Genomic DNA, 21,966 nt, shown 5'->3' with positions numbered 1-21,966 from the left:
ACGTGATCCCAAACATACTATTCTGCATTGCATAGGTCGCCGACCGACTAGTAAGTAGGTAATTCGAAGCAATGGAGACACGAACATGAAAATCTATGACACCGAGGGCTTCCCAAATCCGGCACGCGTCCGTATTGCACTTGCTGAAAAAGGGGCGACGAACAAAGTCGAATTTGTACCTGTTGACGTGATGGGTGGCGAGCATCGCACCGATGCTTTCAAATCCAAAAACCCCGACGCTGTTGTACCCTGCCTGGAGCTGGCGGACGGAACCCATATTTCTCAGTGCAACGCGATTACAGAATACATCGACGGCCACTTCGAAGGTCCGTCGCTGACGGGTGAGACACCCAAGCAACGCGCTCAAATCGCGATGATGAACCTGCGCGCGGAAAACGGTCTGTTGAATGCGGTGGGAACCTATTTTCACCATGCCACACCCGGGCTTGGCCCAAACCTTGAGACCGATCAATGCGCCGAATGGGGCAATAAACAAAAGGAAGTTGCCGGTCAGGCAATGGTCTATCTCGATGAAGTTTTGGCCGACAATGAATACTTGGCAGGCTCGGAGTTTTCGGTCGCGGACATCACCGCCTTTGCGGGTCTTGCCTTCGCGGATTTCGCCAAGGTCGACATTCCGGAAACCCTTTCCAACCTGACCGCATGGCGTGCAAAGATTTCGGCACGGCCCAGCATCGCAGGCTAAATGGTGGCAACCCTCAGGTCGAAAGGACACAGCATGGAATTGAACGCAGACTTCAGGGCTCGTGTGGTTGTTCACTCGGAACAGCTTGAGTGGAACGCCTCGCCCATGCCCGGCGTGGATCGTCGTATGCTGGACCGCATCGGCGGCGAGGTTGCGCGCGCCACGACGATTGTGCGTTATGCGCCCGGCAGCAAGTTTTCCGAACATACGCACACAGGCGGCGAAGAATTCATCGTGCTGGACGGAGTGTTTCAGGATGAACACGGCGACTTTCCTGAAGGCACATATGTGCGCAACCCCCCAACAACCGCGCATACGCCGGGGTCCGAGCCGGGCTGCACGATCTTTGTGAAGCTGTGGCAGTTCGACATGGAGGACCGCAATCAGTTTCGCAAAACCATGGCCGAAGAACTCAGCGATCCTGTGGACGGTGTGGCCACTGCCCAACTGCACCACGATGCACGCGAAACGGTGACATACAGCCGCCTTGAGGCAGGCTCGACACTGGAAAATACCGATGCAGGCGGGATCGAAATGTTGGTGATCGCGGGGGCCGTCACAGAAGGCAGCGAGACCCTTGGTAAAGGGGCCTGGCTGCGGTTGCCCGAAGGGGAGCGCCTGTCTGCAACGGCGGGTCCTGACGGGGCCAAGCTGTGGATCAAGACGGGTCATTTGCCACATGCAAAACCACCGGCCGTCGGATGACTGCAGGTAAACCCCTGGTCCTCGTGGCAGGTGCGGGGGCTGGCCTGGGGCAATCCCTTTTGGCGCGATTTTCGGACGGTGGCTTTACCCCAATTGGTTTAGGGCGAACGCGACCTGAAACGGTGACGGGCCAGTTCCACGAGGTCGACCTCACCAACGAGGATGCCGCGCCAGCAATTATAGCCCAGATCATCTCAAAGCATGGCCCGCCCAAGGTCGTGATCCACAACACCGCAGAGCTGGTGATCGCCCCCTTTGCGCAAACACGGCTTGCTGATTATCAACGCACATGGGGATCAATGGTGCAATCGGCCGTATTGCTTGTCCAATCCACACTCCAGCCAATGGTCCACGCGGGCGGCGGGACATTCATTGTGTCTGGCGCAACGGCGTCTTTGCGGGGCGGCGCACGGTTTTCAGCCTTTGCCAGCGCGAAATTCGCCTTGCGGGGCCTCACGCAATCACTTGCGCGCGAATACCACCCTATGGGCGTCCATGTCTGCCACGCGATTCTGGACGGTATCATAGACACGGCCCGGTCCCGCGACCTGCACAGCCTTGATCCCGCCAAGATGATGAAACCCGAAGACATCGCAGAGGCCTATTGGACCCTCGCCCATCAGCCGAAATCCACGTGGACGCACGAGCTTGATCTACGTCCGGCATCCGAAGGGTTCTAGCATATGAAAACGCTGATTGTCGGCGGTGGCCTGTCAGGCCTTGCGCTGGCGGAACGTCTCGAACAGCAAGGCTGCGATTATGTGCTGCTTGAGGCGCGCGCGCGGTTTGGTGGGCGGATCATGACACACCAGTTGGATGAGGGTTACTTCGATATGGGCCCAGCCTGGTTTTGGCCGGGACAGCCGCGCATTGCAGCGTTGATCCAACGTCTCGGCCTGATGAAATTCGACCAATTCGCCGAAGGCGTGCTGACCTTTGAGGATGAACATGGCCAGGTGCAACGCGGCCAAGGCTTCTCATCAATGGAAGGGTCGTGGCGCCTCAAGGGCGGGTTGGGTGCGTTGACGGATGCACTGGCGAAATGTCTGCCGCATAACCGCTGGCGGCTAGATGCTCCGGTCGTGAGGATGGAAATGTCCGATGATCAATGCACGGCCACACTGGCAAATGGCGAATGCGTTTCGGCAAATCAAGTTGTCTTGGCCATGCCTCCACGCATTGCGGCGGAGATTGAGTTTTCACCTGAATTGCCCGCCGAAACAACGCACGCCATGACCGGAATCGCGACATGGATGGCAGGGCAAGCCAAAGCTGTCGCAGTTTACGACACCCCATTTTGGCGTGATCAGGGACTGTCGGGCGACGCGATGAGCCGCAAAGGCCCTATGGTTGAAACTCACGATGCGTCACCGCGTGAGGGGGGACCATACGCGCTCTTTGGCTTCATTGGTGTTCCACCCCAAGGCCGTGCCGATGAACAGGTGCTTCGCAGCCACCTCCATGCACAATTGAGGCGACTGTTCGGTCCCGAAGCCGCTGAACCAAGAGAACTCGTTCTGAAAGACTGGGCCTTTGATCGCTACACCTCGACCGAGGCGGATAAAGCGCCGCTCCATGCCCATCCGACATACGGACTGCCCCCTGCAATGACTGAGCTTTGGAACGGAAAGCTGCACTTTTCAGGGACAGAAGTGGCGCCTGAATTTGGAGGCTATATTGAAGGTGCTTTGGAGGCGACCGAAAATGCTCTAGTTGGCCTTAACGCAGAACGGCTTGGATAAGGTATGCGGACAGACACTAAGACAGCATTGCTGAATTCAGCGGAAAGCGCGGCCCGCAAACACGGCTTTGACGGGTTCAGCTATGCTGATCTGGCCGCTGATGTCGGGATCACAAAGGCCAGCATTCATCACCACTTTGCCAGCAAGGCGGCTTTGGCCGTCGCCCTGATGCAGCGTTACTACACCGATTTAGAAACCGCCTGCGCCGAAATCGATCAAGAGCATATGAGCGGTGCAACGCGCTTAACAGCACTCGTTGCCAGATATCACGGTGCGCTTGAGGGCGGACAAAGCCTCTGCCTATGTGTGTCGTTTTCTACCAGCACAGAAAGTCTTTCCACGGAAACGATTGCGGAAATGAACCGTTTCAGGTCGATGATGATGGATTGGCTTGCCAAGACATTTTCGCGCGGTAAAGATGACGGAACGATCCCGAACGTCGTTGATCCCGTATCCGAAGCAGCGGCCACTTTGCCCCTGCTGGAAGGCGCGCAACTGTCGGCCCGCGTTGCGCAAGATCCAAAACGGTTTGAGGAAGCGATGAAACTTTTGTTGGCGCGTTTACGCGCATAAACCCGTACACAGCGTCGCATGTTCTTCTCTTCACTTGCCAAAGAGAACATTTCGCCACATCCGCATTGACGCGCAGTCTAGAACGTTCTTTCGTCGCCTCAGCGGATCAAGACAAGTTCACCGCCACTATGCAGCCTGCCGCGAAGATCAGACCGCTTCCTATGTCGCGACGCAGGCGGGGGCTGTTGCGATCCATGACTATCAGGACCGTGATCAACACCATCCACAGCACATTTGCGGGAAAAAAAATAAACATCAGACACATCAACAAACCGCAACTCCGCACACAATTCAGCCCGTGACGCAGCCCCAAGGTGAAAAGATCGGTGGACAGCTGTACATTGCACATTGCGCAGATCGGCAAAGGGTCGCGCTTGGAATCGGAAAATTGATGAAGGCCGGCAAGGGCGAGAACGGCGGCACCTATGCTCCAGCCATTGAAGATCAGCCAGTCAGAGCGGCGGGCGGCGGCCTGCACACCGTACCCGACCCCATGCAGAAGCACACCGGCACAGACCCAAACCGTCAGGTATCCCAATGCCGCGCGGTACGAAAAATCGCCAGCAGGGGCAAGGTTCCGGAAGGCGACAGGGCCCATCATTGCAAACAGCATGACGACCCATCCTGTGAGCAGTCCGGCGAACTGGCCGAAATTTGCGGCGCCAAGCCCGCAGATTGTTCCCAACAGCCCCGCTTGTGTCCAATCACCGTGGTGAATGTAGGGGGATAGCGCGCTGTTTTGCGCGACAATCAGCAAGGCCCAAGCGCTGAGGATAACCATGACACCCAAGGCGCTGACACGGGTAAGAGGTGCACGTTTATGGGGCGCGAATATGATCACTTCAAATGCTCCACGATGCGGCGGTTCAGCTGAACCACCACATCGGTCAGGGAGAGCATTTTCATGCTGCCTTTTTTGCGCTGCAGAAACACGACGAATAGACTTCGCGATCAGCACGGCTGAGCGCAAAGTCCAGCTGAGGCTTGATCATTGCCGCCTCTTTCGCCTTGCCAAGCGCCATGTAGCAATCGTGTAACCCCTTCAAAGCCCAGACATTATTAGGATGGCGATTGGACCGGATGCAGGTGTCGTTCATGCCCAGATCAGCCTCGTAGGCTGCTGCAGCCTCTTCGACATGCCCCTGTTCCAACAACAGCGCGCCAAGCGGATGACGGCTGGGCATCATCCAAGGCCAAGGTTCGTCGTAGGGCAACGCATCTTCCAGCTCGACCGCTTTGCGCAGACGGGCAAAGGCGACGTCGTAATTGCCGCGATGGTACTCAATCTCTCCGTTGAGCATCTCGCGCGCGACTTCCAGAATTTGGGTGCATTGCACCACGTGGATATGGCGCGTTTCAGGCACTATCGCTGCGGCCTCTTCAAACTTCTGGCGCGCGGCATCGGCTTTACCGTGCTGCTTGAGCGCGGCATGAGCAATGCCCTTGCCGTACCAGTTCAGCGTGGTTGTCATGGAGTAGTCACTGGCATGTTCCGGCAGCGGTTCGTCGATCAGTTCCTGCCAGCGGCCAAAGCGGACAAGGGCGTGGGTTTTGATCGACATATACCCTTCCAGCCAGTCAGCCATGGGCGGGTCTTCGGAGCGGATCAGCTCATCCGGAATGGTTTTCAACATCCCTTCGACTGCTTCCATCGCCGGACGGAACTGCCCCAGGAACATCGCGCCGTAGAGTTTGAAGTGATAATTGTGGACGCGGTACATGGAGTAGAAGTTCATCGCGCCGGAATGTTCCCAATAGGCTTCATCCGCGATGATACCCTTTTGGTTCCATGTGACCACGTCTTGATAGTTGCCGCACAACACATCGATATGTGTCGCCATATGCGCGAGATGCCCGGCGGAGGGGACCATTTCGCGCAGCTCGTCTGCGTAGCGCAGGGCGACTTCGGGGACGGGCGACATTTCCATTAGGTGGAGGTAGAGGTGCAAAAGGCCCGGATGTCTTGCGGGGCTGCGCGCTTCGACCTTGTCCAGCCCGCTTTCCAACACCGCGCGGCATTCCAAGGTGTCGCCGTTCGGGTTTGGCTCGCCCGTGCGCGGATTCCACATCTGCCAAGGTGTCCGGTTCATCATGGATTCCGCAAATAGGGTAGTTACATCGGGGTCATCGGGGAATTGGTCGTAGACCTTGCGCATCTGGTTGGCGTAAGCGGCGGACCACGTGTAGAGGTCAGGCACGGGTTCATTGGATTGATAACGGGATTCCAGTGCCGAAATCAGCGCCTTTTCGACATCCGACGCGCCCTCCATCGCCGCCTTGGCCTTTGCGATGGCCGCGCGCGACTGCGCTAGCGTTTTAAGCACTTGCTCGGGTGTGAACAGCTCCCACGGCTTGTTGTAGTTTGGTCCGATAATGTAGGCGAGGCCCCAGTGCGCCATGGCGCAATTTGGATCGGCCTTCAGGGCATGCTCAAAGCAAACGGCGGCTTCTTCGTGATGATAGCCAAAGATCCAGTTCAAGCCTCGATCGAACCAGGTCTGTGCGTCGGCAGAGGTGGTCGTGATCGGGCGGCTGTAGGCCCCTAGGTCATAGGCGTAATCTAGCATTTCGTCCTCCATATATATTTTCTATATAATAGAATTACGTTCCATATTTATGCGACATGGGATTCATAGCAAGAAAAATCGGGCCACTATTCTGATATAAACGTACGTATTCTGTATCGCGGAACAATTGCCGTTCATTCGGGGGTATCACTGGCTTCTGCGTCAAATTTTGGCGACACGCGACCCAGTCCATCCGCTGCAAGGGCCAGTTCCAGACTATGAGCGATTCGCAGCAACTTCGCGTCTGAGTGGCGCGGACCAACAATTTGAATGCCGAACGGCATGCCCTTGGCGTCAAATCCACAGGGCAGCGTAATGACCGGGCAACCGGTCAATGAAAGCGCCCAGGTGATCGCGTACCACGCGTAATATTCTGTCAGCGGTTTGCCGTTGATCGCCACGGGGTGATTGTCCGCAACAGGAAACGGCGAAACTGCCGTGGCGGGGCAAATCAGGTAGTCGATGTGCTGAAAAAGCTGCTGGAAATCGCGGTATAGTTTCGTATGCCCAGCGTCTGCCTGCGCCGTATCAGCAAGGCTCAGCGATGTTGCCTCAAGTATATTCACGCGCACATTCTGCCCGATTTCATCGGGTCGGGCTTCTGCTAATGCCCCATAGGCGGCGTAAAGGCTTTCGGCACGCAAGACACGGAAAATGTCCGCTGCGTCAGACAAATCAATGTCGAGAGCTTGTGCGGACCGGAAATGTTGCCCGATCGCCGATCGACGTCCCGCAAAGAGCGCGGCGATATCGGTTTCGACGTCTGCGACGCCCAGATCAGTCGAAAAGCCGACCCGTGCGAGGGCAAGGTCTTCGATTTGGTGAAGCTCATTGAAGGAGAAATCCAAGCCCGGTGCGCAGAGTGGATCGCGCACGTCAAACCCAGAGATCGCCGAGAGCATAAGCGCAAGATCCTTGACCGAGCGCGCCATTGGTCCATCGGTCCAGAGGGGCGAAAAGCCTGACACATGGCTGCGCGACGCCACAACACCCGGCGAGGGGCGCATGCCAACGACGCCGCAATATGACGCCGGAATCCGAAGGCTACCGCCCAGATCAGAGCCAGATGCCAGTGGCACCATGTGGCTGGCAAGTGCTGCCGCCGATCCACCCGATGATCCGCCAGAGGTGACGGAAGGGTCGTAGGGATTACCAGTCGCGCCGAACACGAGGTTCGAGGTGTTGGCACCTGCGCCAAATTCAGGTGTGTTAGTCTTGCCTAAAACGATGGCCCCGGCACTGCGCAACCGTTCGACAACAATATCGTCGTGATCGGGCACATGGTCCGCAAAGCAACGGCTGCCAAATGTCGTGCGTAGGCCTTTCGTGCGGCTCAGATCTTTGATCAGAACGGGCAATCCGTGCAGCGCGGGCAAGGCGGTGCTGGTATTCAGGGCGGCGTCTGCGGCGGCGGCTGTCGCACGAGCGACTTCAAAGTCGGTCGTGATGACGGCATTCACGGCAGGGTTTCGCGCCTCAATGCGTGCGATGCAAGCATCGACGAGATCGCTTGGCAACAGCTCTCGGGCACCGATGCTGCGGCGGGCTTCGATGGCGGACAGATCGGCGGGATTTTTCACGGTTAGCACTTTTGTGCCGGTGATGCTGGAACAACACCAATCATGCTGTCGCGCGTGACAAGCGCGGCGAGTTTCTCCTCGCTCCACCCGTCTGTGCCAGCGGGCCTTTGTGGCACCACAAGATAGCGCATATCTGCGCTGCTATCGTGCACCCGAACCTCTGTCGTGTCGGGTAACTTAGTCCCGAACTCGGCTAGAACCTTGCGCGGATTGCGCACAACCTCAGAGCGATAGGCGCGGCTTTTGTACCAATCAGGCGGAAGTCCCAGAAGCGGCCATGGATAGCATGAACATAGCGTGCACACGACGACGTTGTGCACATTTTGGGTGTTTTCCAGCGCAATGAGGTTCAGCCAGGTCGGTTCCAGCCCGATGGCTTTGGCAGCCTCGGTTGCGTCCGTGCGAATCAAGGAGAGATAATCAGGATCGCACCATGCCTTGGCAACCATTCGCGCGCCATTGTGTGGCCCGCGCCGGTCCATGATCTCATAGGTATGATGTAGCTCTTCTTGCGAGATGACTTTTTTTTCGATCAGCAGTTCACGCAGCGCAATCTCGAGAAAGCGGAATTCCGTGAAGGGGCCATCTTCCTCGTCAGGCTGATTGGGATGTGGATGATGATGGTCTGCGTGGTCGTGCATCAAAGGTCCTCCAGCCAGTGTTCAAATACCTCAACTTCAAGCGTGTCTTGTCCGGTACCCGCATAGTCGGGCCACATCGACGACATCAGCAGCCGAACGCGGTAAAGCGGGATTTCGGGTTTGCCGTCTCGGCGATAGGCAAGTTCCTCTGGATTGGCGAAATGCCCGCAGCACCGCTCTACCTTGCCGGTCAGTCCACGAATGTAGAAGGGTGTGCGGCAATGCCCAATTGGATAGGCATCGCGCACGCGCACCTGGTCGCCCTGGGAATACCTTGGTCTATCCATCTGCGCCGACCCTTTTGCGCACCTCTTCGACCCGTGCACCGATTTCGGCATCGGTGAGCAGGCCGCGTTCCAGCATGATCTGGCTCATGGCCCAAATCCATTGTTCGTAATAGGTGAGGCGCTGGTATTTCTCGGCACCCAATCCTTCGACCGCACGGCGCAGCTCATCCACGCGCAACAGGCCTTTGGTGGCCAGTAGCTCGCGCACCGCATGTACCCGTTTTTCCCATGGGGCATAATCATGTTCGTCTGCGGCAAAGGGTTCGCACAGCAATCCGCCAAGATCATGAACGCCCCGGTAATCGGTGAGGGATTTATCAACCATTACGCTTGTCTCCTCTTTTCACGTTCGGACGCAACGGCAGCCTGATAACCAAGGATGCGCTTTTTCAGTCCCGGCCGTCCTGCGGTGGCGACCACGGCTGCCATGTCTTCGGCACGGCTGTCACAGGTTGTCAGGCCGCGCATTGCTTGGACACTGAAGGCAGGCAGTTGACCGGTGCGCTTCATGAATTGGTCTATCATCGCGGGCCAGTTATCTTGTGGCGCTATCGCGCTAGCCAGTCCACTTTGTGCGGCCTCTTGTGCGGATATGGTACGCGCATCGATCAAAATGTCCTGCGCAAAATCGCGGCCAACCAGACGTGTCAAACGTCGCGAGCCCAATGCCAGCTCGAAATGCCACCCTGGAAAGCGCAGTTTCGCATCCGGGGTCATGACGCGCTGTGAACACGCCGTAAAGAGATCAGCACCCGCGCCAATTGCGTGGCCCTGAGCAAGTGCAAGGGTTGGGAATGGTGCGTGATGGACAGCCTGAAGCATCGCTTCGATCCGAACAAAGCGCCACAGCAAATCCCCGTCTGACACCGCAGCAACATCAGACAAGTCAAACCCTGCGCAATAATTGCGCCCGCCCCCTTTGATCACCGCCAGTTGCACGTCGCGCGAGGCTTCAAGGGCCGCAAGGATCGCCTCGGCCATGTCCAGCGACAAAGCGTTGGCAGCTTTTGGTCTGTTCAGGGTTAGGGTCAAAACGCCCTTTGCCTGTTCAACGGTGACGACGGGCAGGATCATGCAGGGGCCCGAACCGTTTTTTCCTCGCGCAGGGCCCTGAGAACCTCGTCGGTATTTGCACCCAGAACAGGTGGCGCGCTTCCAATTGGGTTTGGCGCGCCATCAAACAAGATCGGTGAGCCAAAGGTTTTGGTTTGCGCCCCATTGGGCAATGCCAAATCCTGCACGTACCCCATGTGGGCCACTTGCGGATCGCCCAATGCTTGCGAGTAGGTGTTGATCGGGCTGCTTGGCACACCTGCGGCGGCAAAAGCATCCAACCAGTGTTGCACCGGCTTCGTGACAAACACGGTTTCCAGCAATTCGAGCAGCTCGGTCTGGTTTGCAGCGCGCTGCGTGGGGTTGGAAAAGCGGTCCTCTGCGACCAAATCTTCGCGGTCGACGACGCCACATACCGACGCCCACAGCTTGTTATTTCCTGCCGCCATACCGAAATATCCATCCGCCGCCCGAAACGCCTGATAGGGCGCATTGCGCGGATGAGCGGAGCCGAGTTTACGCGGATCTTGCCCAGTGCCAAAATACTCGCTGGTTTGCAGCGCGCCAATTGCAAGTGTCGCGCCCAGCATGGCGACATCCAGATGCGCACCTTTGCCGGTCTCACTGGCTGTGCGAAACGCGGATACAACGCCGAAAGCTCCATAAAGCCCAGATACGAAATCACACAGAGGAACGCCGCATTTGACGGGTGCACCGCCAGGTTCGCCTGTCACGGACATCACGCCTGCCATGGCTTGCATCGTCAGGTCGAACCCGCCTTCGCGCGACCGCGGGCCGCTTTGCCCAAAGGCCGAGATGGAACAATAGATCAGTTCGGGTTTGATCTGGGACATCGCGTCGTAGCCAAGACCCTTGCGGTCCATCACGCCGGGGCGAAAGTTCTCAATCACGGCGTCCGCAGACATGATCAAGTCGTGTGCGGCGGCGACGCCTTCTTCGGATTTCAGATCCAAGACGACCGACTTCTTGCCGCGGTTCAGCGACGCGAAATTTTCGGAATACCCAGCGGAAATCGGCGGCCAGCTGCGCATTGCATCGCCTTGGGCACGTTCCACCTTTATGATCTCGGCCCCCATGTCCGCCAAAAGCATGCCGCAAAACGGGCCTGCTGCGACTTCGCAAAATTCGATGACTCTGATGCCTTGAAGCGGGTGCATATTGTGTCCTTTTGACAGACCTTCCCTGTCAGCTGGACAAGAGTTCAGCGGCGACAAGACTGGATTTCTAAATTTTCAGATCGACGGGTGTTCGTCGTTTGGTTCTCTTCTTGACGTGGGCAGCGCTGTGCCTAGCGTCGCCCATGAATGTTCTGAGCAGCCCATCGCACGCGACAAACTTTCTGCATGTGCGACGACACGTGGTGCCATGGTTTCCAACTCTTGCGGGTCCAACCTGCTGGCTGGGCCAGAAATTCCGATCGCTGCGATCACCTTGCCAGTTCCGTCAACAATTGGCGCGGCAAGGCCCAGCACATCCGAACGCCATTCGCCGCGATTGATCGCGTATTTCTGGATGCGGATGCGGTCTGCCTCATCCTCAAACCGTTCTGGGGCGTTGATTGTCTTGGAGGTAAAAGCCTGCGCGTCGGTCAGGCAAGCAGCCCGTTCATCCGCGCCGGCAAAGGCCAGCATCGCCTTGCCCGTCGCGGTGCAATAGGCAGGCGCGCGCCCGCCGAGCTGGGTGTAGGCGCGTACGGGTTCGGAACTTTCGATTTTGTCGATGTAGAGCACTTCGCCATGGTGAAGCTCCGACAGGTGGACGGTTTCGCGGCTGATGCGCGCCAGATCTTCCATCATTGGGCGAGCTACTTCGCGGATGCTTAACCGTGCAAAAACGAAACTCCCAAGCTCCCAAATTCGCAGGCTGGCACTATAGTCGCCGCCGCCCTTGGCATCCACATACCCAAGCTCTGCCATTGTTTGCAAAAGACGGTGCACATTGCTTTTGCCAAGGCCGGCATCTTCGGACAATGCCGTCACACCCATTGGAGTGTTGCTGCGCGCGAGAATCTCCAGCAATCGGAATGCTTTTACTACGGCCTTATCCAAGATGCGCTCCTTCAATCTGCAAACATGATATCGCCTAGGTTGGTGCTGTCAACACGCGAAATTCTACAATACGGAAATTAATTCCAATTTATGGAAAGCGAATTTGAAGAACCTCTACGTAAATATCTTAAAATGGCGCATTTTTTTGGAAAACCTTGACAAAGCAGTCATGTTTCAGCAATTTGTAGAAAGCGTTTCTGAATTATGGAAAACATGATTTTAAACGAAACACCTGACAACCTTCCGAGGGACGAACGATGACACAACTCAACTCTATGGCCTTGGCTTTGGCGATCTGTGGAGCGCTTGCGACCTTTTCCTTCATGCAATTCGGCGGCAGTTTATCGCTTTGGGCGGCCTTCGTGGCCTGGGCGTCCTTCTTCCATTCTGGCGGCCAGATTTCCAATGTTCGCAGCACCTTGGCGGCGGCACTGTTCGGGACCGCCTTGGGCGGCATAACCATGTATCTGATCACCGGAACGCCGGTTGGCGGAATATTGGGAGTGCCCGTCTGGGCCGCAGTGGTTGTGTTCGTTTCGGCCGGAATTGCCGTTCTGACCAGCCGGTTCGCAATACTGGCTGCAGTGCCCATCACGATGCATGCGCTGGCCTGCGTTGCAGCATTTGTCATTCTCAACGAGGCTGGCGGACCGGCATTGCTGTCGGGATCAATCGACACGAATGCGATTTTGAATATTGGCCTGTCGATGGCTATCGGTGTCGGGTTCGCCGTTGCAACTGCAACGCTGGCAGGGGTTTTTGCCAAATCGGAAGACACGCAATCGGCCTGACATCAGACGCGGGTGCGCATTGGTTCACGCCTGCGCAACCGCCAAGCAAAGGAACGTCGAAATGCAACTTTTCATCAAACCGCACGCCAGCTCCCTTGCGCCGCATATCGTTCTGAACTGGCTCAACCTTGACTACGACCTACACACCGCCGAGTTCTTTGATGATGTCCTGTATGAACACAACGCCACTGGAACCGTCGGTTTCATGAAGATGGATGACGGGACGGTCCTGACCCAAGTTGGGGCGCTTATGAAACACCTGGTCCGATCCAATCCCAGCTCGGAACTTGGGCCGTCAACAGACCACCAGACGGCTTATCAAACCGACCGCTGGCTGCTGTATCTTGCAAGCGATGTGCATCCGCCGTTTCATCTGTTGTTCCTGCCAGACCGCTACGCGATTGCGGATAATGAAAAAGCGCGCGAGGCGGCCCTGGCACTATGTTATCGCAATTTTGAAATTCTGAATGCGCATCTTGAGGGGCGCGCATTTATGCTGGGGGACAAGAAATCTATCGTAGATGCACTTTTGTTCCCGATGATCCGTTGGTCCTACATGCAGTTCGATGACGATCACAAAGACTACACCAACCTCAATGCATTCCATGACCGGATGGAGCAGGACCTTGGTGTCCGTGCCGCGATGGAAAAAGAAGGTATCTGGCAGACAATTTCCCGCTAAACTCTGCAACAGTCAGGACATGAATTAATGAACTTAGAGACCTCCGTGCGTAAATTTCCCATGCGCAAACCCAAAGGCCACGCCCCCATGGTGCAACGCTACTCTTCCGAACTTGAGGAGAGCGTGCGCGATGTTCGCGTGGCGGTGTTTGGCAAGCAATCTGCGTCGGGCCGGGCAAAGGACTTCATTGAGTTGGCGCATGCGGTACTGGACGGGGAACATCGCCCTGCACATTTCGATTTTGCCCGGTTTACCGACCCCGAGGGCTATATCAACACCTTTGTTGTTGCCTATTGGCTGGCCCCAGACACATTCAGCCATTGGCGGTCAGGGTTTGACCAGTGGTGGGCAAGTCACGATGCGACTGTGTTGGACTACGGTTTGTGGTTTGAAACCTTTTCGGTGCCGACGCCCTATCGCGAGACCATTGCATTCAAAGAATACATTCGCGGCCTTTCGGCCTGCCCATATTCCAAGATCAAGCCGATGGACGAAAGTGCCTACTGGGGGGCCGCGCGGGACCGTTTCGCGGCCTCTGCGTATGACACATTGGGCCCGACCGAAAATATGTCGCTAGAACCTGTGCCGGACCGACAAACATTTGGTCAAAACCTGCGCGTCACACGCTTCCCAAAAAACCTCTGCATGATCAGGTCCGGCGTGTCTTGGGAGGCCTGCGGCAATGAACAACTGCAAAGCTATCGAAAAAACCTTGCCCCAAAACTTGACGCTGGAATGGATTTTTTGCGCAAAAATCCGACCGAAACGGGCTGTGCATCACTAAGGCAAGTGACCTATCTGGACGAAACCGGATCCGAGGCCGCCGAAGCTTATTCCATGGGATTTTTCCTGAGCTTCAAGGATCTCGAAGACTGGGCTGAGCACCACCCAACGCATCTGGCGATTTATACCCGCGCACTTGCCGAGCGGGCGAAATATCAGGAAGACCTTGAACTGCGCACGTATCACGAGATTTACGTGCTGAATGAGGCCGCCGAGTTTCTCTATCTCAATTGCCAACCTAAAACGGGTCTTCTGCCTTATTTCCAAATCGTGCACGTCTGAACACCATGAACATGAAACCTTTGACCCCGATTTTTCCGGGGGTATTGACTTGTGCAATCGTTGCAACGGCCGCACGTTTTTTGTCAGATCACTATTCAGCACCGACCATGCTGTTTGCATTGCTGTTGGGGCTAAGCCTGCATTTTCTGGCCGAAGATGAAAAAGCCTTCCCTGGCGTTCAATTCGCGGCATCTGATCTGCTGAAACTCGGCGTCGCATTGCTTGGCCTGAAGATCACCGTGGCCGAGATCAGATCATTGGGGGGTGACGTCGTCTTATTGGTGGTCGGCGCTGTGGTGTTTACGGTTCTCGTTGGTGTGGCCCTGTCCCACGTGTTAGGGCGCAAAGTCAAATTTGGGATTCTGACAGGTGGATCCGTTGGCATTTGCGGTGCATCAGCCGCATTGGCGATATCTGCCGCCTTGCCAAATTCCGAAACCAAAGAACGCGACACCGCGTTTACCGTCGTAGCCGTGACAACGCTGTCGACAGCGGCAATGATCATTTACCCAATTCTAGGGCAGGCCATTGGGTTTGATGATCAAACAATTGGTGTACTGCTTGGTGTCACGATTCATGACGTGGCTCAGGTCGTTGGTGCGGGATTTTCGATCTCGGAAGAAGCGGGCACGACAGCCACCGTGATCAAGTTGTTTCGCGTGTCGCTTCTTGTGCCGGTGATTGTTCTGATCTCATTTGCTTATCGCAAAGAGGTCAGTGCCGGGAAAGGCAGGGGCGTCCCATGGTTCGTCTACGGATTTGCGGCTGCCATGATCATCAACAGTACCGGATTGCTGCCAGCACTTGTGGTAAGCACCTTGTCTACGGTTTCAAGCTGGTTGCTGATCATTGGCATTGTTGGGATCGGGATCAAGACTTCACTGAAGAGCCTTTCAAACGTCGGCCCGACCGCCTTGATCATCGTGTGCCTTGAGACGGTACTGTTATTTGCTATAGGAACCACCGTATTATATTTTACGCGACTGCCAGCAGGCTGATTAGGTCCAAAGGGTTCTGGATCGCCGAACCTTGCTGCGTTTCACATGAATGGCCGATCTTCGCGCCGCGCCGCAGCCCCTTGATCCGCATGTCTTCGAGAAAGCGGCGGCGCAGCGCGGGTACATACTGATCTGACATCGAAACCTCCTGTCATCAGATTGAGAAGGTCCCAATCGTCAGACAGGCGCGTCAGTTCGCAAAATCCAAGCCGCCCAAATCAGCGCGCACCAGTCGCTACAAGCGCCAATACCGCGAGAGCGGTTTCGTCCTCGTCCACATAGCCGCCATGTTTAACCAGATCTCTGTACTAAATTGTCGCAAGACGACACTGCCAAGTTTCGCTGCCTGCTGCGCGAATGTCCGGTGTTGTGGTCCGGAGGCTCGTCGGGACTACGATGACTGTCGATGTCGTTTCATAATTTCGAGCACAGTGTTCTTTGAGATGCCGAGATCTCGGGCGATCCAGCGGTAGGACCGCCCATCGGCGACGGCTTGGATAACTTGCGGCGCGAGCTTGTCAGATTTTGGGCGTTGTCCCGGCTGGCGGCCTAGCTTTTTACCCCGCGCACGGACGGCGGCAAGGCCGGATTTGACACGTTCGCTGAGCAGGTCACGCTCGAACTGGGCGATTCCGGCCAACATCGTTGCCATCATCCGACCATGCGGCGTGTTGAGTTCGAAGGTCATACCGCTCATGGCCACTACGGACACCTCCCAACCGGCCAATTGATCCAGCGTTTCCAGCAAGTCTTTCGTTGAACGACCCCATCTGGATAGTTCTGTGACAAGGATGGCGTTGATTTGGCGGGCCTGAGCAAGCTTCATGATTTGGTTGCGCGCTGCCCGATTGGTTTTGGTGCCTGATGCTGTTTCCTTAAAGATGTTCACCACCTCGTAGTCGCCGCGCTCTGCGAATGCGGTCAGATCTGCAATCTGCCGTTCGCAGGATTGGTCCGAGGTCGAAACCCGAGCGTAGATGGCGGCGCGCTGTCCCAATTGAACCCTCTCGGATTTTTGCCTTGCAAGTCGTTGATTTTGCTGGTGCGGAATGTGTCTCAAACAGACATATGATTAACAAGGACAATTCTCAATGCCAAGACGCCAAATTCTGACTGATCGAGCTCGCTCAGTCCTTTTTGATATTCCGACAGATCAGGCGTCGCTGTTACGGCACTACACCCTGGCCGATGACGACATCGAGCACATCAGGGAACGGCGTTTGGCGCGGAACCAGCTCGGCTTTGCTCTCCAGCTTTGTGCGTTTCGCTACCCTGGACGGTTGTTGGAGGCAGGGGAAGCCATCCCGATGGAAATGTCCGACTTCGTTGCCGCGCAGCTTGGACTGTCGGGCGAAGATCTCGCAGGATACGCAGAAACAGACGTGACGCGACGGCGGCATCTGATCGATCTTAGAAATATCTATGACTACAAAATGTTCACGGGGCGTGTCGCTCGCGGCCTCAATAGCTGGTTGGACAAACAGGCAGAACAGGCGCAATCCAATGAAGACCTGGCCCGGAGGTTTGTGGAGGAGTGCCGCCGAACGCAAGTAATCCTTCCGGCAATTACAACGATTGAACGTACATGCGCCGATGCGCTTGTCGCCGCCGAACGACGGATCGAGGGTCGGATCGTAAACCAACTCAGCGACGAATTGCGCAACCAGCTTGACGCTTTGCTGACAGAAGATGTGGATGGTCGTCTGAGCCGCTTCATCTGGTTGCGCCAATTCGGGGTCGGCCACAATTCCGCAGATGTCAACCGATTACTGGACCGGCTGGAGTTCTTGCAGGGCCTGTCACTGCCTTCCGATCTCTTAAGTGGAGTTCCTCCTCATCGGGTCACGCGACTTCGACGCCAGGGTGAGCGCTATTTCACCGACGGCCTGAAAGACATTACCAGTGATCGTCGGCTTGCCATCCTGGCAGTTTGTGCCGTCGAGTGGAAAGCTGCGATCGCGGATGCGATCGTGGAAACCCATGACCGGATCGTGGGAAAGACCTGGCGTGAGGCCAACAAGCTCTGCGATGCCCGCTTCGCGAACTCGAAGTCCACATTGCGGACCACACTGGCAGGATTTTCAGATTTGGGTTCAGCGCTGATCGAAGCGCACGGGGATGACGCTCCTCTTGATAATGCGGTCACAGCCATCGGGGGATGGAATGCGTTGGAAACCCTGGTAGCAACGGCCAAGGCATTGACCGATACCATGGCAGCTGACCCGTTAACCCATGTTTCTCAAGGGTTTCATCGGTTCAGACGATATGCGCCACGCATGATAAGACTTCTCGACATGAAATCGGCTCCGGTCTGTGAGCCATTGCTCAACGCGGCAAAGATTGTTGGCGACGGAAGAAGCAAGACCCTCCGACCGACCAGCTTTCTGCGGCGAAATTCGAAATGGTATCGCCATCTACAGGCGCAAGAGCCGGGCGACTTTCGGCTGTGGGAGGTGGCGGTTTTGTCGCATTTGCGGGATGCCTTTCGATCCGGAGATATTTGGCTGCCGCACTCACGTCGCTACGCCGATGTCAGGGACGCGCTTGTTCCTCTTGCTGCCGTACACAATACAGCCCGTCTCAGCGTTCCCTATGAGCCTTTCGAATGGCTGAAAGACAGAAAGGCGCGCATTGCCATTGGCCTGGAAAATCTTGCAAAGGCTGCAAAGCGCGGTGCCATTCCGGGTGGCTCCATCGAGAACGGGTCTCTCAAGCTGGACAGGCTAACCTCAAATATTCCCGCCGAAGCCGATCAGCTTGTGCTCGATCTGTATCGGCGTCTTCCTGATGTTCGCATCACTGAGATCATGCTGGAGGTGGACAAGGCCACCGGGTTCACGGATGCCTTCACGCATCTCAGAACCGGCGTGCCGTGTAAGGACAAGATCGGCCTGCTGAATGTGCTTCTCGCGGAAGGCTTGAACCTCGGCCTGAGCAAGATGGCAGAGGCATCGAATACACATGAATACTTCCAACTTTCTCGCCTGTCGCGTTGGCACATTGAAAGTGAGGCGATCAATCAGGCTCTGGTCATGGTCATCGAGGCACAATCCTCGCTGCCGATGGCGGTGTTCTGGGGCACTGGCACCACTGCCTCAAGCGATGGTCAGTTCTTTCCGACGACCCGACAGGGAGAGGCGATGAATTTGATCAATGCCAAATATGGCGGTGATCCGGGCCTGAAAGCCTACACTCATGTCTCGGATCAGTTCGGGCCGTTCGCCACCCAGGACATACCCGCGACTGTCAGCGAAGCACCCTATATTCTCGATGGCCTTCTGATGAACCCAACCGGACGAAAAGTCCGAGAGCAATATGCCGATACAGGCGGGTTCACAGATCACGTCTTCGCTGTAACCTCGCTTCTCTCTTACCGGTTCATCCCGCGCATCCGCGATCTTCCATCAAAACGTCTGTATGTCTTCGATCCGGCAGCGGCGCCGAACGAGCTCAAAGGTCTGATCGGTGGCAAAATCAGAGAAAACACCATTGTCGAAAACTGGCCTGATATCCTGCGGAGCGCTGCGACGATGGCCGCCGGTCATATGCCACCAAGCCAGCTCCTGCGCAAATTCGCATCCTTTCCGCGCCAGCACGATCTGGCGGTTGCCCTTCGGGAGATTGGCCGGATTGAGCGAACGCTGTTCATTATCGACTGGTTGCTCGATGTTGATATGCAGCGTCGAGCACAGATCGGCCTGAACAAAGGCGAGGCACACCATGCCTTGAAAAACGCGCTGCGTATCGGCCGACAGGGGGAGATCAGGGATCGAACCACCGAGGCACAGCACTACAGACTGGCGGGTCTCAACCTGCTAGCAGCCATCATTATCTATTGGAACACCGATCATCTTGGCAGGGCAGTCGTTCAACGATCACAAGAAGGATTGGATTGTTCCCCTGGACTGTTGGCGCACATTTCTCCGCTCGGATGGGCGCATATCTTGCTCACCGGCGAATACAGATGGCCAAAACCATGACAATCCGTGCTTATGATACGATTTCGCCCCCAGCCAGACTCGACCCCCACTTGTCGCCGCTGGTGTCGGTTCCGACCAGATCTATTCCGATCAGGCCTCAGGCAAGAAAGATCAACGCCCCGGCCTGGAGGCCTGTTTAAAAGCCCTGCGTGAAGGCGACGTTCTGGTGATCTGGAAACTGGATCGGATGGGGCGCAGCCTGAACCATCTGGTGAAAACGACAACCGCGCTGTACGAACGAGGCGTCGGGCTGAAGGTGCTCACAGGCCTGGGGGCGCAGATCGACACGACGACCGCCGCTGGCCGTCTGTCATTTGGGATTTTCGCCGCATTGGCCGAGTTCGAAAGTGAACTGATCCGGGAACGTACAATGGCTGGGCTTCAAGCCGCCCGTGCACGTGGTCGTAAAGGTGGTCGAAAGTTCGCTCTCACTAAAGCCCAAGTTCGAATGGCTCAGGCAGCTATGGCAAACAGGGACACTTCCGTCTCCGAACTTTGTGAAGAGCTTGGCATAAAACCCGTCACCCTCTACCGATACGTCGATCCCAACGGCAATCTACGTGAGTACGGCAGACGCGTGCTTGGAGCTTAAGGTGTCATTCTGCACTGAGCCGGAGCAGACCCCAGCTGCGCTGCCGAATTTTGAAAAGTTGGGCTCGGTGCCGTCGTTCACTGCGGATCGCAGGGACTACTGGTCAAAAGAGCCCTTTCCGGACCTCCGCTAGCACGAGTGATTTTGCTAGCGCAGCACGTCGTGGTCCGCAGAAACCGGACGTTGGATTTCCCAGATTGGAAAGGCGAGAGAGCGGACTTAGCTGCGATCCACCGCAACTGCGCCAAAGTCTGCTTTCGAGGATTCGGTTTGTTGCCTATTTGTGTTGTAGAGTTTGTCTCAGAAAGGCTTCTGATACAGGTGAATGGCAAATGCAGCTGATCTACCTTCATGGGCCTCCGGCGGTCGGGAAACTGACAGTTGCATCGCAACTAGTCGAGACTACTGGTGCACGTCTGTTCGACAATCACGTTGCGATAGACCTCGCACGATCTGTTTTGAGCTTTGAACAGGATGGGTTTTGGGAGCTCGTAAAACGCGCTCGGCTCTTGGTTCTTGAAACAGTGGCGCAACAGAACGTGCCTCTGGTCATAATGACCTCCTGCTACTCGGACCCAGAAGATCGAGAGACGCTTGAAGCATACGAGGAGGTTCTGAGCCGCTTCAACGCGAAGATCCTGCCGGTATATCTTCAGTGCTCCGAAGAAGAGATGCGGCGTAGGGTTACAAACCCGGATAGGAAAGAACGTCGAAAAATCTCAAGTGAATTGGACCTGAAGCAATTTATCAACGACACGATTTGTACACCGATTCCAAGACAGAATTGCCTAAGGCTCAGCACCGAAGGTGTTTCGCCGCGTGACATAGCGGACAGAATTTGTAGACATTTCGATCTTCGATCTCGCTGAGGCTTAAACTGGAGCAACATTGCGTTTGCAGACCTTCGCGCAGAGCGCAACGTTCTCCCATTTGGCTCACAACCGACCTTCGCTACGACAAGCCCGAGTTGGTAAAACGAGCCCTGACCAGACCTTCTTCCCAAACATCGAAGGCGTTGATCTTTAGCTGCCTCAGAGAGGCTGTCGTGCCGTCGTCAAGATTCTCATCAACAAAGTATCGAGCGTGTTTGGTGAATTTGAACCCATTTTTTCTCGAGATCAGCAAGAAAGAGTTACCAGTCATCACTTCCAGGTTGGTCTAGCTTTTTCCACTTCACCGAATGGAACTCCCTACTGTCAACTGTACGCCCCGAGCGATTTTTCCCAATGCTTCACGAAAGGGCGGTTGAGTTGTGACTCAACCACCTCCCTTCCATCAATCAAGAATCGTGGTGCATCTGACCTATTGGTCCCTCTCCCGAATAAACCGACTTTCCGCCAATAAAATCTCACCAATTGCTCTTCCGGATACAGCTTGCTGACCGCCCCCTCATACCTAACGATTGTTTGGTTATCACTTCGTCCAATCACTCTTTGAAGTGGCCGGAGGTGGTAGCAACGACCAATACGATCCAAGACGTAGATAGGCTTTCTATGAAGATGCCAGCGGGCCTGAAAGTGCATCCTCCGCCGCTCCTTATTGTAAACTATTCTCAAGCCAAAAGTGACATTTCTACTTGGTTGCAACAAAGTCTCTAGTTTACTTGCGCCATGCTTTGACCCAGCCCACCACATCCAGAGAACGTATCCACGGGCTAAATACAGCCGACACCGCAATGACAGTCAGGAGAACTGCGCCAAGGCCATCACCTGACATACCCCAAAGGTTTACATGAGCGTCACTTATGAGTTTGATGATCTCTTCCAAGACAGACTCCTCGCTTTAGTCGTTACTGTCTTGGTTTTGATGTTGGGAATCATGCAGTGGCGGTGCACTAACAATCAAGAGCAAAGTTTTGTTGGGGTCGTTTACGGCTGAGGGCAGAATAGTACGGTAAGGAGTTTTGTACCTATATATTTCAAACACTTACACGCC

24 protein-coding genes are annotated in these 21,966 nt (G+C 55.8%); 12 read left to right on the top strand and 12 right to left on the bottom strand.

Annotated features, from left to right (window positions below):
- The first annotated feature begins 85 nt into the window (after window positions 1–85).
- The 5 genes from Q1B13_RS24595 to Q1B13_RS24575 are packed head-to-tail and all read left to right on the top strand — an operon-like array spanning window position 86 to window position 3,726.
- A complete protein-coding gene (locus Q1B13_RS24595) occupies window positions 86–706 on the top strand; it encodes a glutathione S-transferase (RefSeq protein ID WP_298937639.1) in 621 nt (206 codons plus the stop codon).
- 33 nt (window positions 707–739) lie between these two features.
- Window positions 740–1,411, top strand: a complete 672-nt coding sequence (locus Q1B13_RS24590; protein WP_298937640.1) for a cupin domain-containing protein — start codon at window positions 740–742, stop codon at window positions 1,409–1,411.
- Entirely contained in the window at window positions 1,408–2,091 is a 684-nt protein-coding gene (locus Q1B13_RS24585) for an SDR family NAD(P)-dependent oxidoreductase (RefSeq protein ID WP_298937641.1), read from the top strand. The genes Q1B13_RS24590 and Q1B13_RS24585 overlap by 4 nt, the downstream gene beginning before the upstream one ends.
- A 3-nt stretch (window positions 2,092–2,094) precedes the next feature.
- Window positions 2,095–3,153 carry an FAD-dependent oxidoreductase gene (locus Q1B13_RS24580; RefSeq protein ID WP_298937642.1) on the top strand — a complete coding sequence of 353 codons (1,059 nt, stop codon included), beginning with the start codon at window positions 2,095–2,097 and terminating at the stop codon, window positions 3,151–3,153.
- A gap of 3 nt (window positions 3,154–3,156) precedes the next feature.
- Entirely contained in the window at window positions 3,157–3,726 is a 570-nt protein-coding gene (locus Q1B13_RS24575; protein ID WP_298937643.1) for a TetR/AcrR family transcriptional regulator, read from the top strand.
- Between the two features lie 106 nt (window positions 3,727–3,832).
- On the opposite strand, the gene Q1B13_RS24570 is transcribed toward Q1B13_RS24575, so the two are convergent.
- The 9 genes from Q1B13_RS24570 to Q1B13_RS24530 form a co-directional block, all read right to left on the bottom strand.
- The gene (locus Q1B13_RS24570; RefSeq protein WP_298937644.1) at window positions 3,833–4,567 is read right to left on the bottom strand and encodes a DUF2182 domain-containing protein; all 735 of its coding nucleotides are present in this window, start codon (window positions 4,565–4,567) and stop codon (window positions 3,833–3,835) included.
- 61 nt (window positions 4,568–4,628) lie between these two features.
- Window positions 4,629–6,293, bottom strand: a complete 1,665-nt coding sequence (locus tag Q1B13_RS24565; RefSeq protein WP_298937645.1) for a hypothetical protein — start codon at window positions 6,291–6,293, stop codon at window positions 4,629–4,631.
- 134 nt (window positions 6,294–6,427) lie between these two features.
- Complete coding sequence (locus Q1B13_RS24560) at window positions 6,428–7,873, bottom strand: amidase (protein ID WP_298937646.1); 1,446 nt, start codon at window positions 7,871–7,873, stop codon at window positions 6,428–6,430.
- A gap of 2 nt (window positions 7,874–7,875) precedes the next feature.
- Complete coding sequence (locus Q1B13_RS24555) at window positions 7,876–8,514, bottom strand: nitrile hydratase subunit alpha (protein WP_366140953.1); 639 nt, start codon at window positions 8,512–8,514, stop codon at window positions 7,876–7,878.
- Window positions 8,514–8,801, bottom strand: a complete 288-nt coding sequence (locus Q1B13_RS24550) for an SH3-like domain-containing protein (protein WP_298937648.1) — start codon at window positions 8,799–8,801, stop codon at window positions 8,514–8,516. The genes Q1B13_RS24555 and Q1B13_RS24550 overlap by 1 nt, the downstream gene beginning before the upstream one ends.
- On the bottom strand, window positions 8,794–9,126 hold the full coding sequence (locus tag Q1B13_RS24545) for an SH3-like domain-containing protein (protein WP_298937649.1): 333 nt from the start codon (window positions 9,124–9,126) through the stop codon (window positions 8,794–8,796). The genes Q1B13_RS24550 and Q1B13_RS24545 overlap by 8 nt, the downstream gene beginning before the upstream one ends.
- On the bottom strand, window positions 9,126–9,875 hold the full coding sequence (locus Q1B13_RS24540; protein WP_298937650.1) for an enoyl-CoA hydratase/isomerase family protein: 750 nt from the start codon (window positions 9,873–9,875) through the stop codon (window positions 9,126–9,128). The genes Q1B13_RS24545 and Q1B13_RS24540 overlap by 1 nt, the downstream gene beginning before the upstream one ends.
- Window positions 9,872–11,032: a CoA transferase gene (locus Q1B13_RS24535; protein WP_298937651.1), complete on the bottom strand. Its 1,161-nt coding sequence runs from the start codon at window positions 11,030–11,032 to the stop codon at window positions 9,872–9,874. The genes Q1B13_RS24540 and Q1B13_RS24535 overlap by 4 nt, the downstream gene beginning before the upstream one ends.
- A gap of 75 nt (window positions 11,033–11,107) precedes the next feature.
- Window positions 11,108–11,923 (bottom strand): IclR family transcriptional regulator, encoded by an 816-nt coding sequence (locus Q1B13_RS24530; RefSeq protein WP_298937652.1) that lies wholly within the window; start codon window positions 11,921–11,923, stop codon window positions 11,108–11,110.
- A gap of 257 nt (window positions 11,924–12,180) precedes the next feature.
- Between Q1B13_RS24530 and Q1B13_RS24525 the strand changes: the two genes are divergently transcribed.
- The 4 genes from Q1B13_RS24525 (at window position 12,181) to Q1B13_RS24510 (ending at window position 15,459) form a co-directional block, all read left to right on the top strand.
- Window positions 12,181–12,714: a DUF1097 domain-containing protein gene (locus tag Q1B13_RS24525; protein ID WP_298937653.1), complete on the top strand. Its 534-nt coding sequence runs from the start codon at window positions 12,181–12,183 to the stop codon at window positions 12,712–12,714.
- 61 nt (window positions 12,715–12,775) lie between these two features.
- Complete coding sequence (locus Q1B13_RS24520) at window positions 12,776–13,396, top strand: glutathione binding-like protein (protein WP_298937654.1); 621 nt, start codon at window positions 12,776–12,778, stop codon at window positions 13,394–13,396.
- Between the two features lie 27 nt (window positions 13,397–13,423).
- Window positions 13,424–14,461 (top strand): phenylacetaldoxime dehydratase family protein, encoded by a 1,038-nt coding sequence (locus Q1B13_RS24515; protein WP_298937655.1) that lies wholly within the window; start codon window positions 13,424–13,426, stop codon window positions 14,459–14,461.
- An 11-nt stretch (window positions 14,462–14,472) separates the two neighbouring features.
- On the top strand, window positions 14,473–15,459 hold the full coding sequence (locus Q1B13_RS24510; RefSeq protein ID WP_299085261.1) for a putative sulfate exporter family transporter: 987 nt from the start codon (window positions 14,473–14,475) through the stop codon (window positions 15,457–15,459).
- Here the strand turns inward: Q1B13_RS24510 and Q1B13_RS24505 are convergent.
- Both Q1B13_RS24505 and Q1B13_RS24500 read right to left on the bottom strand, forming a co-directional pair.
- Window positions 15,437–15,598, bottom strand: a complete 162-nt coding sequence (locus Q1B13_RS24505) for a hypothetical protein (protein WP_298937657.1) — start codon at window positions 15,596–15,598, stop codon at window positions 15,437–15,439. The genes Q1B13_RS24510 and Q1B13_RS24505 overlap by 23 nt on opposite strands.
- A 252-nt stretch (window positions 15,599–15,850) precedes the next feature.
- Entirely contained in the window at window positions 15,851–16,456 is a 606-nt protein-coding gene (locus Q1B13_RS24500; RefSeq protein ID WP_298937192.1) for a recombinase family protein, read from the bottom strand.
- Window positions 16,457–16,550: 94 nt separating this feature from the next.
- Between Q1B13_RS24500 and Q1B13_RS24495 the strand changes: the two genes are divergently transcribed.
- From Q1B13_RS24495 to Q1B13_RS24485, 3 genes are all read left to right on the top strand, one after another.
- The gene (locus tag Q1B13_RS24495; RefSeq protein WP_299085258.1) at window positions 16,551–19,439 is read left to right on the top strand and encodes a Tn3 family transposase; all 2,889 of its coding nucleotides are present in this window, start codon (window positions 16,551–16,553) and stop codon (window positions 19,437–19,439) included.
- A gap of 79 nt (window positions 19,440–19,518) precedes the next feature.
- Window positions 19,519–20,031, top strand: a complete 513-nt coding sequence (locus tag Q1B13_RS24490) for a recombinase family protein (RefSeq protein WP_366871132.1) — start codon at window positions 19,519–19,521, stop codon at window positions 20,029–20,031.
- Window positions 20,032–20,363: 332 nt separating this feature from the next.
- On the top strand, window positions 20,364–20,900 hold the full coding sequence (locus Q1B13_RS24485) for an AAA family ATPase (RefSeq protein ID WP_299085255.1): 537 nt from the start codon (window positions 20,364–20,366) through the stop codon (window positions 20,898–20,900).
- Window positions 20,901–21,630: 730 nt separating this feature from the next.
- Here the strand turns inward: Q1B13_RS24485 and Q1B13_RS24480 are convergent.
- Entirely contained in the window at window positions 21,631–21,798 is a 168-nt protein-coding gene (locus Q1B13_RS24480; RefSeq protein ID WP_299085254.1) for a hypothetical protein, read from the bottom strand.
- Window positions 21,799–21,966 lie beyond the last annotated feature (168 nt).

It is taken from the genome of uncultured Ruegeria sp. (genome assembly GCF_947489545.1).
Lineage (GTDB): Bacteria > Pseudomonadota > Alphaproteobacteria > Rhodobacterales > Rhodobacteraceae > Ruegeria.
Note: the sequence above shows the minus strand (reverse complement) of the source record. Positions and strands in the feature narration are given on the sequence as shown.

Bases quoted from the DNA above. Each gene is read 5' to 3' on its own strand.
- Q1B13_RS24595 (WP_298937639.1), top strand. From the start codon at position 86: ATGAAAATCTATGACACCGAGGGCTTCCCAAATCCGGCACGCGTCCGT.
- Q1B13_RS24590 (WP_298937640.1), top strand. From the start codon at position 740: ATGGAATTGAACGCAGACTTCAGGGCTCGTGTGGTTGTTCACTCGGAA.
- Q1B13_RS24585 (WP_298937641.1), top strand. From the start codon at position 1,408: ATGACTGCAGGTAAACCCCTGGTCCTCGTGGCAGGTGCGGGGGCTGGC.
- Q1B13_RS24580 (WP_298937642.1), top strand. From the start codon at position 2,095: ATGAAAACGCTGATTGTCGGCGGTGGCCTGTCAGGCCTTGCGCTGGCG.
- Q1B13_RS24575 (WP_298937643.1), top strand. From the start codon at position 3,157: ATGCGGACAGACACTAAGACAGCATTGCTGAATTCAGCGGAAAGCGCG.
- Q1B13_RS24565 (WP_298937645.1), bottom strand. From the start codon at position 6,293: ATGCTAGATTACGCCTATGACCTAGGGGCCTACAGCCGCCCGATCACG.
- Q1B13_RS24555 (WP_366140953.1), bottom strand. From the start codon at position 8,514: ATGCACGACCACGCAGACCATCATCATCCACATCCCAATCAGCCTGAC.
- Q1B13_RS24550 (WP_298937648.1), bottom strand. From the start codon at position 8,801: ATGGATAGACCAAGGTATTCCCAGGGCGACCAGGTGCGCGTGCGCGAT.
- Q1B13_RS24545 (WP_298937649.1), bottom strand. From the start codon at position 9,126: ATGGTTGATAAATCCCTCACCGATTACCGGGGCGTTCATGATCTTGGC.
- Q1B13_RS24540 (WP_298937650.1), bottom strand. From the start codon at position 9,875: ATGATCCTGCCCGTCGTCACCGTTGAACAGGCAAAGGGCGTTTTGACC.
- Q1B13_RS24535 (WP_298937651.1), bottom strand. From the start codon at position 11,032: ATGCACCCGCTTCAAGGCATCAGAGTCATCGAATTTTGCGAAGTCGCA.
- Q1B13_RS24525 (WP_298937653.1), top strand. From the start codon at position 12,181: ATGACACAACTCAACTCTATGGCCTTGGCTTTGGCGATCTGTGGAGCG.
- Q1B13_RS24520 (WP_298937654.1), top strand. From the start codon at position 12,776: ATGCAACTTTTCATCAAACCGCACGCCAGCTCCCTTGCGCCGCATATC.
- Q1B13_RS24515 (WP_298937655.1), top strand. From the start codon at position 13,424: ATGAACTTAGAGACCTCCGTGCGTAAATTTCCCATGCGCAAACCCAAA.
- Q1B13_RS24510 (WP_299085261.1), top strand. From the start codon at position 14,473: ATGAAACCTTTGACCCCGATTTTTCCGGGGGTATTGACTTGTGCAATC.
- Q1B13_RS24505 (WP_298937657.1), bottom strand. From the start codon at position 15,598: ATGTCAGATCAGTATGTACCCGCGCTGCGCCGCCGCTTTCTCGAAGAC.
- Q1B13_RS24495 (WP_299085258.1), top strand. From the start codon at position 16,551: ATGCCAAGACGCCAAATTCTGACTGATCGAGCTCGCTCAGTCCTTTTT.
- Q1B13_RS24485 (WP_299085255.1), top strand. From the start codon at position 20,364: ATGCAGCTGATCTACCTTCATGGGCCTCCGGCGGTCGGGAAACTGACA.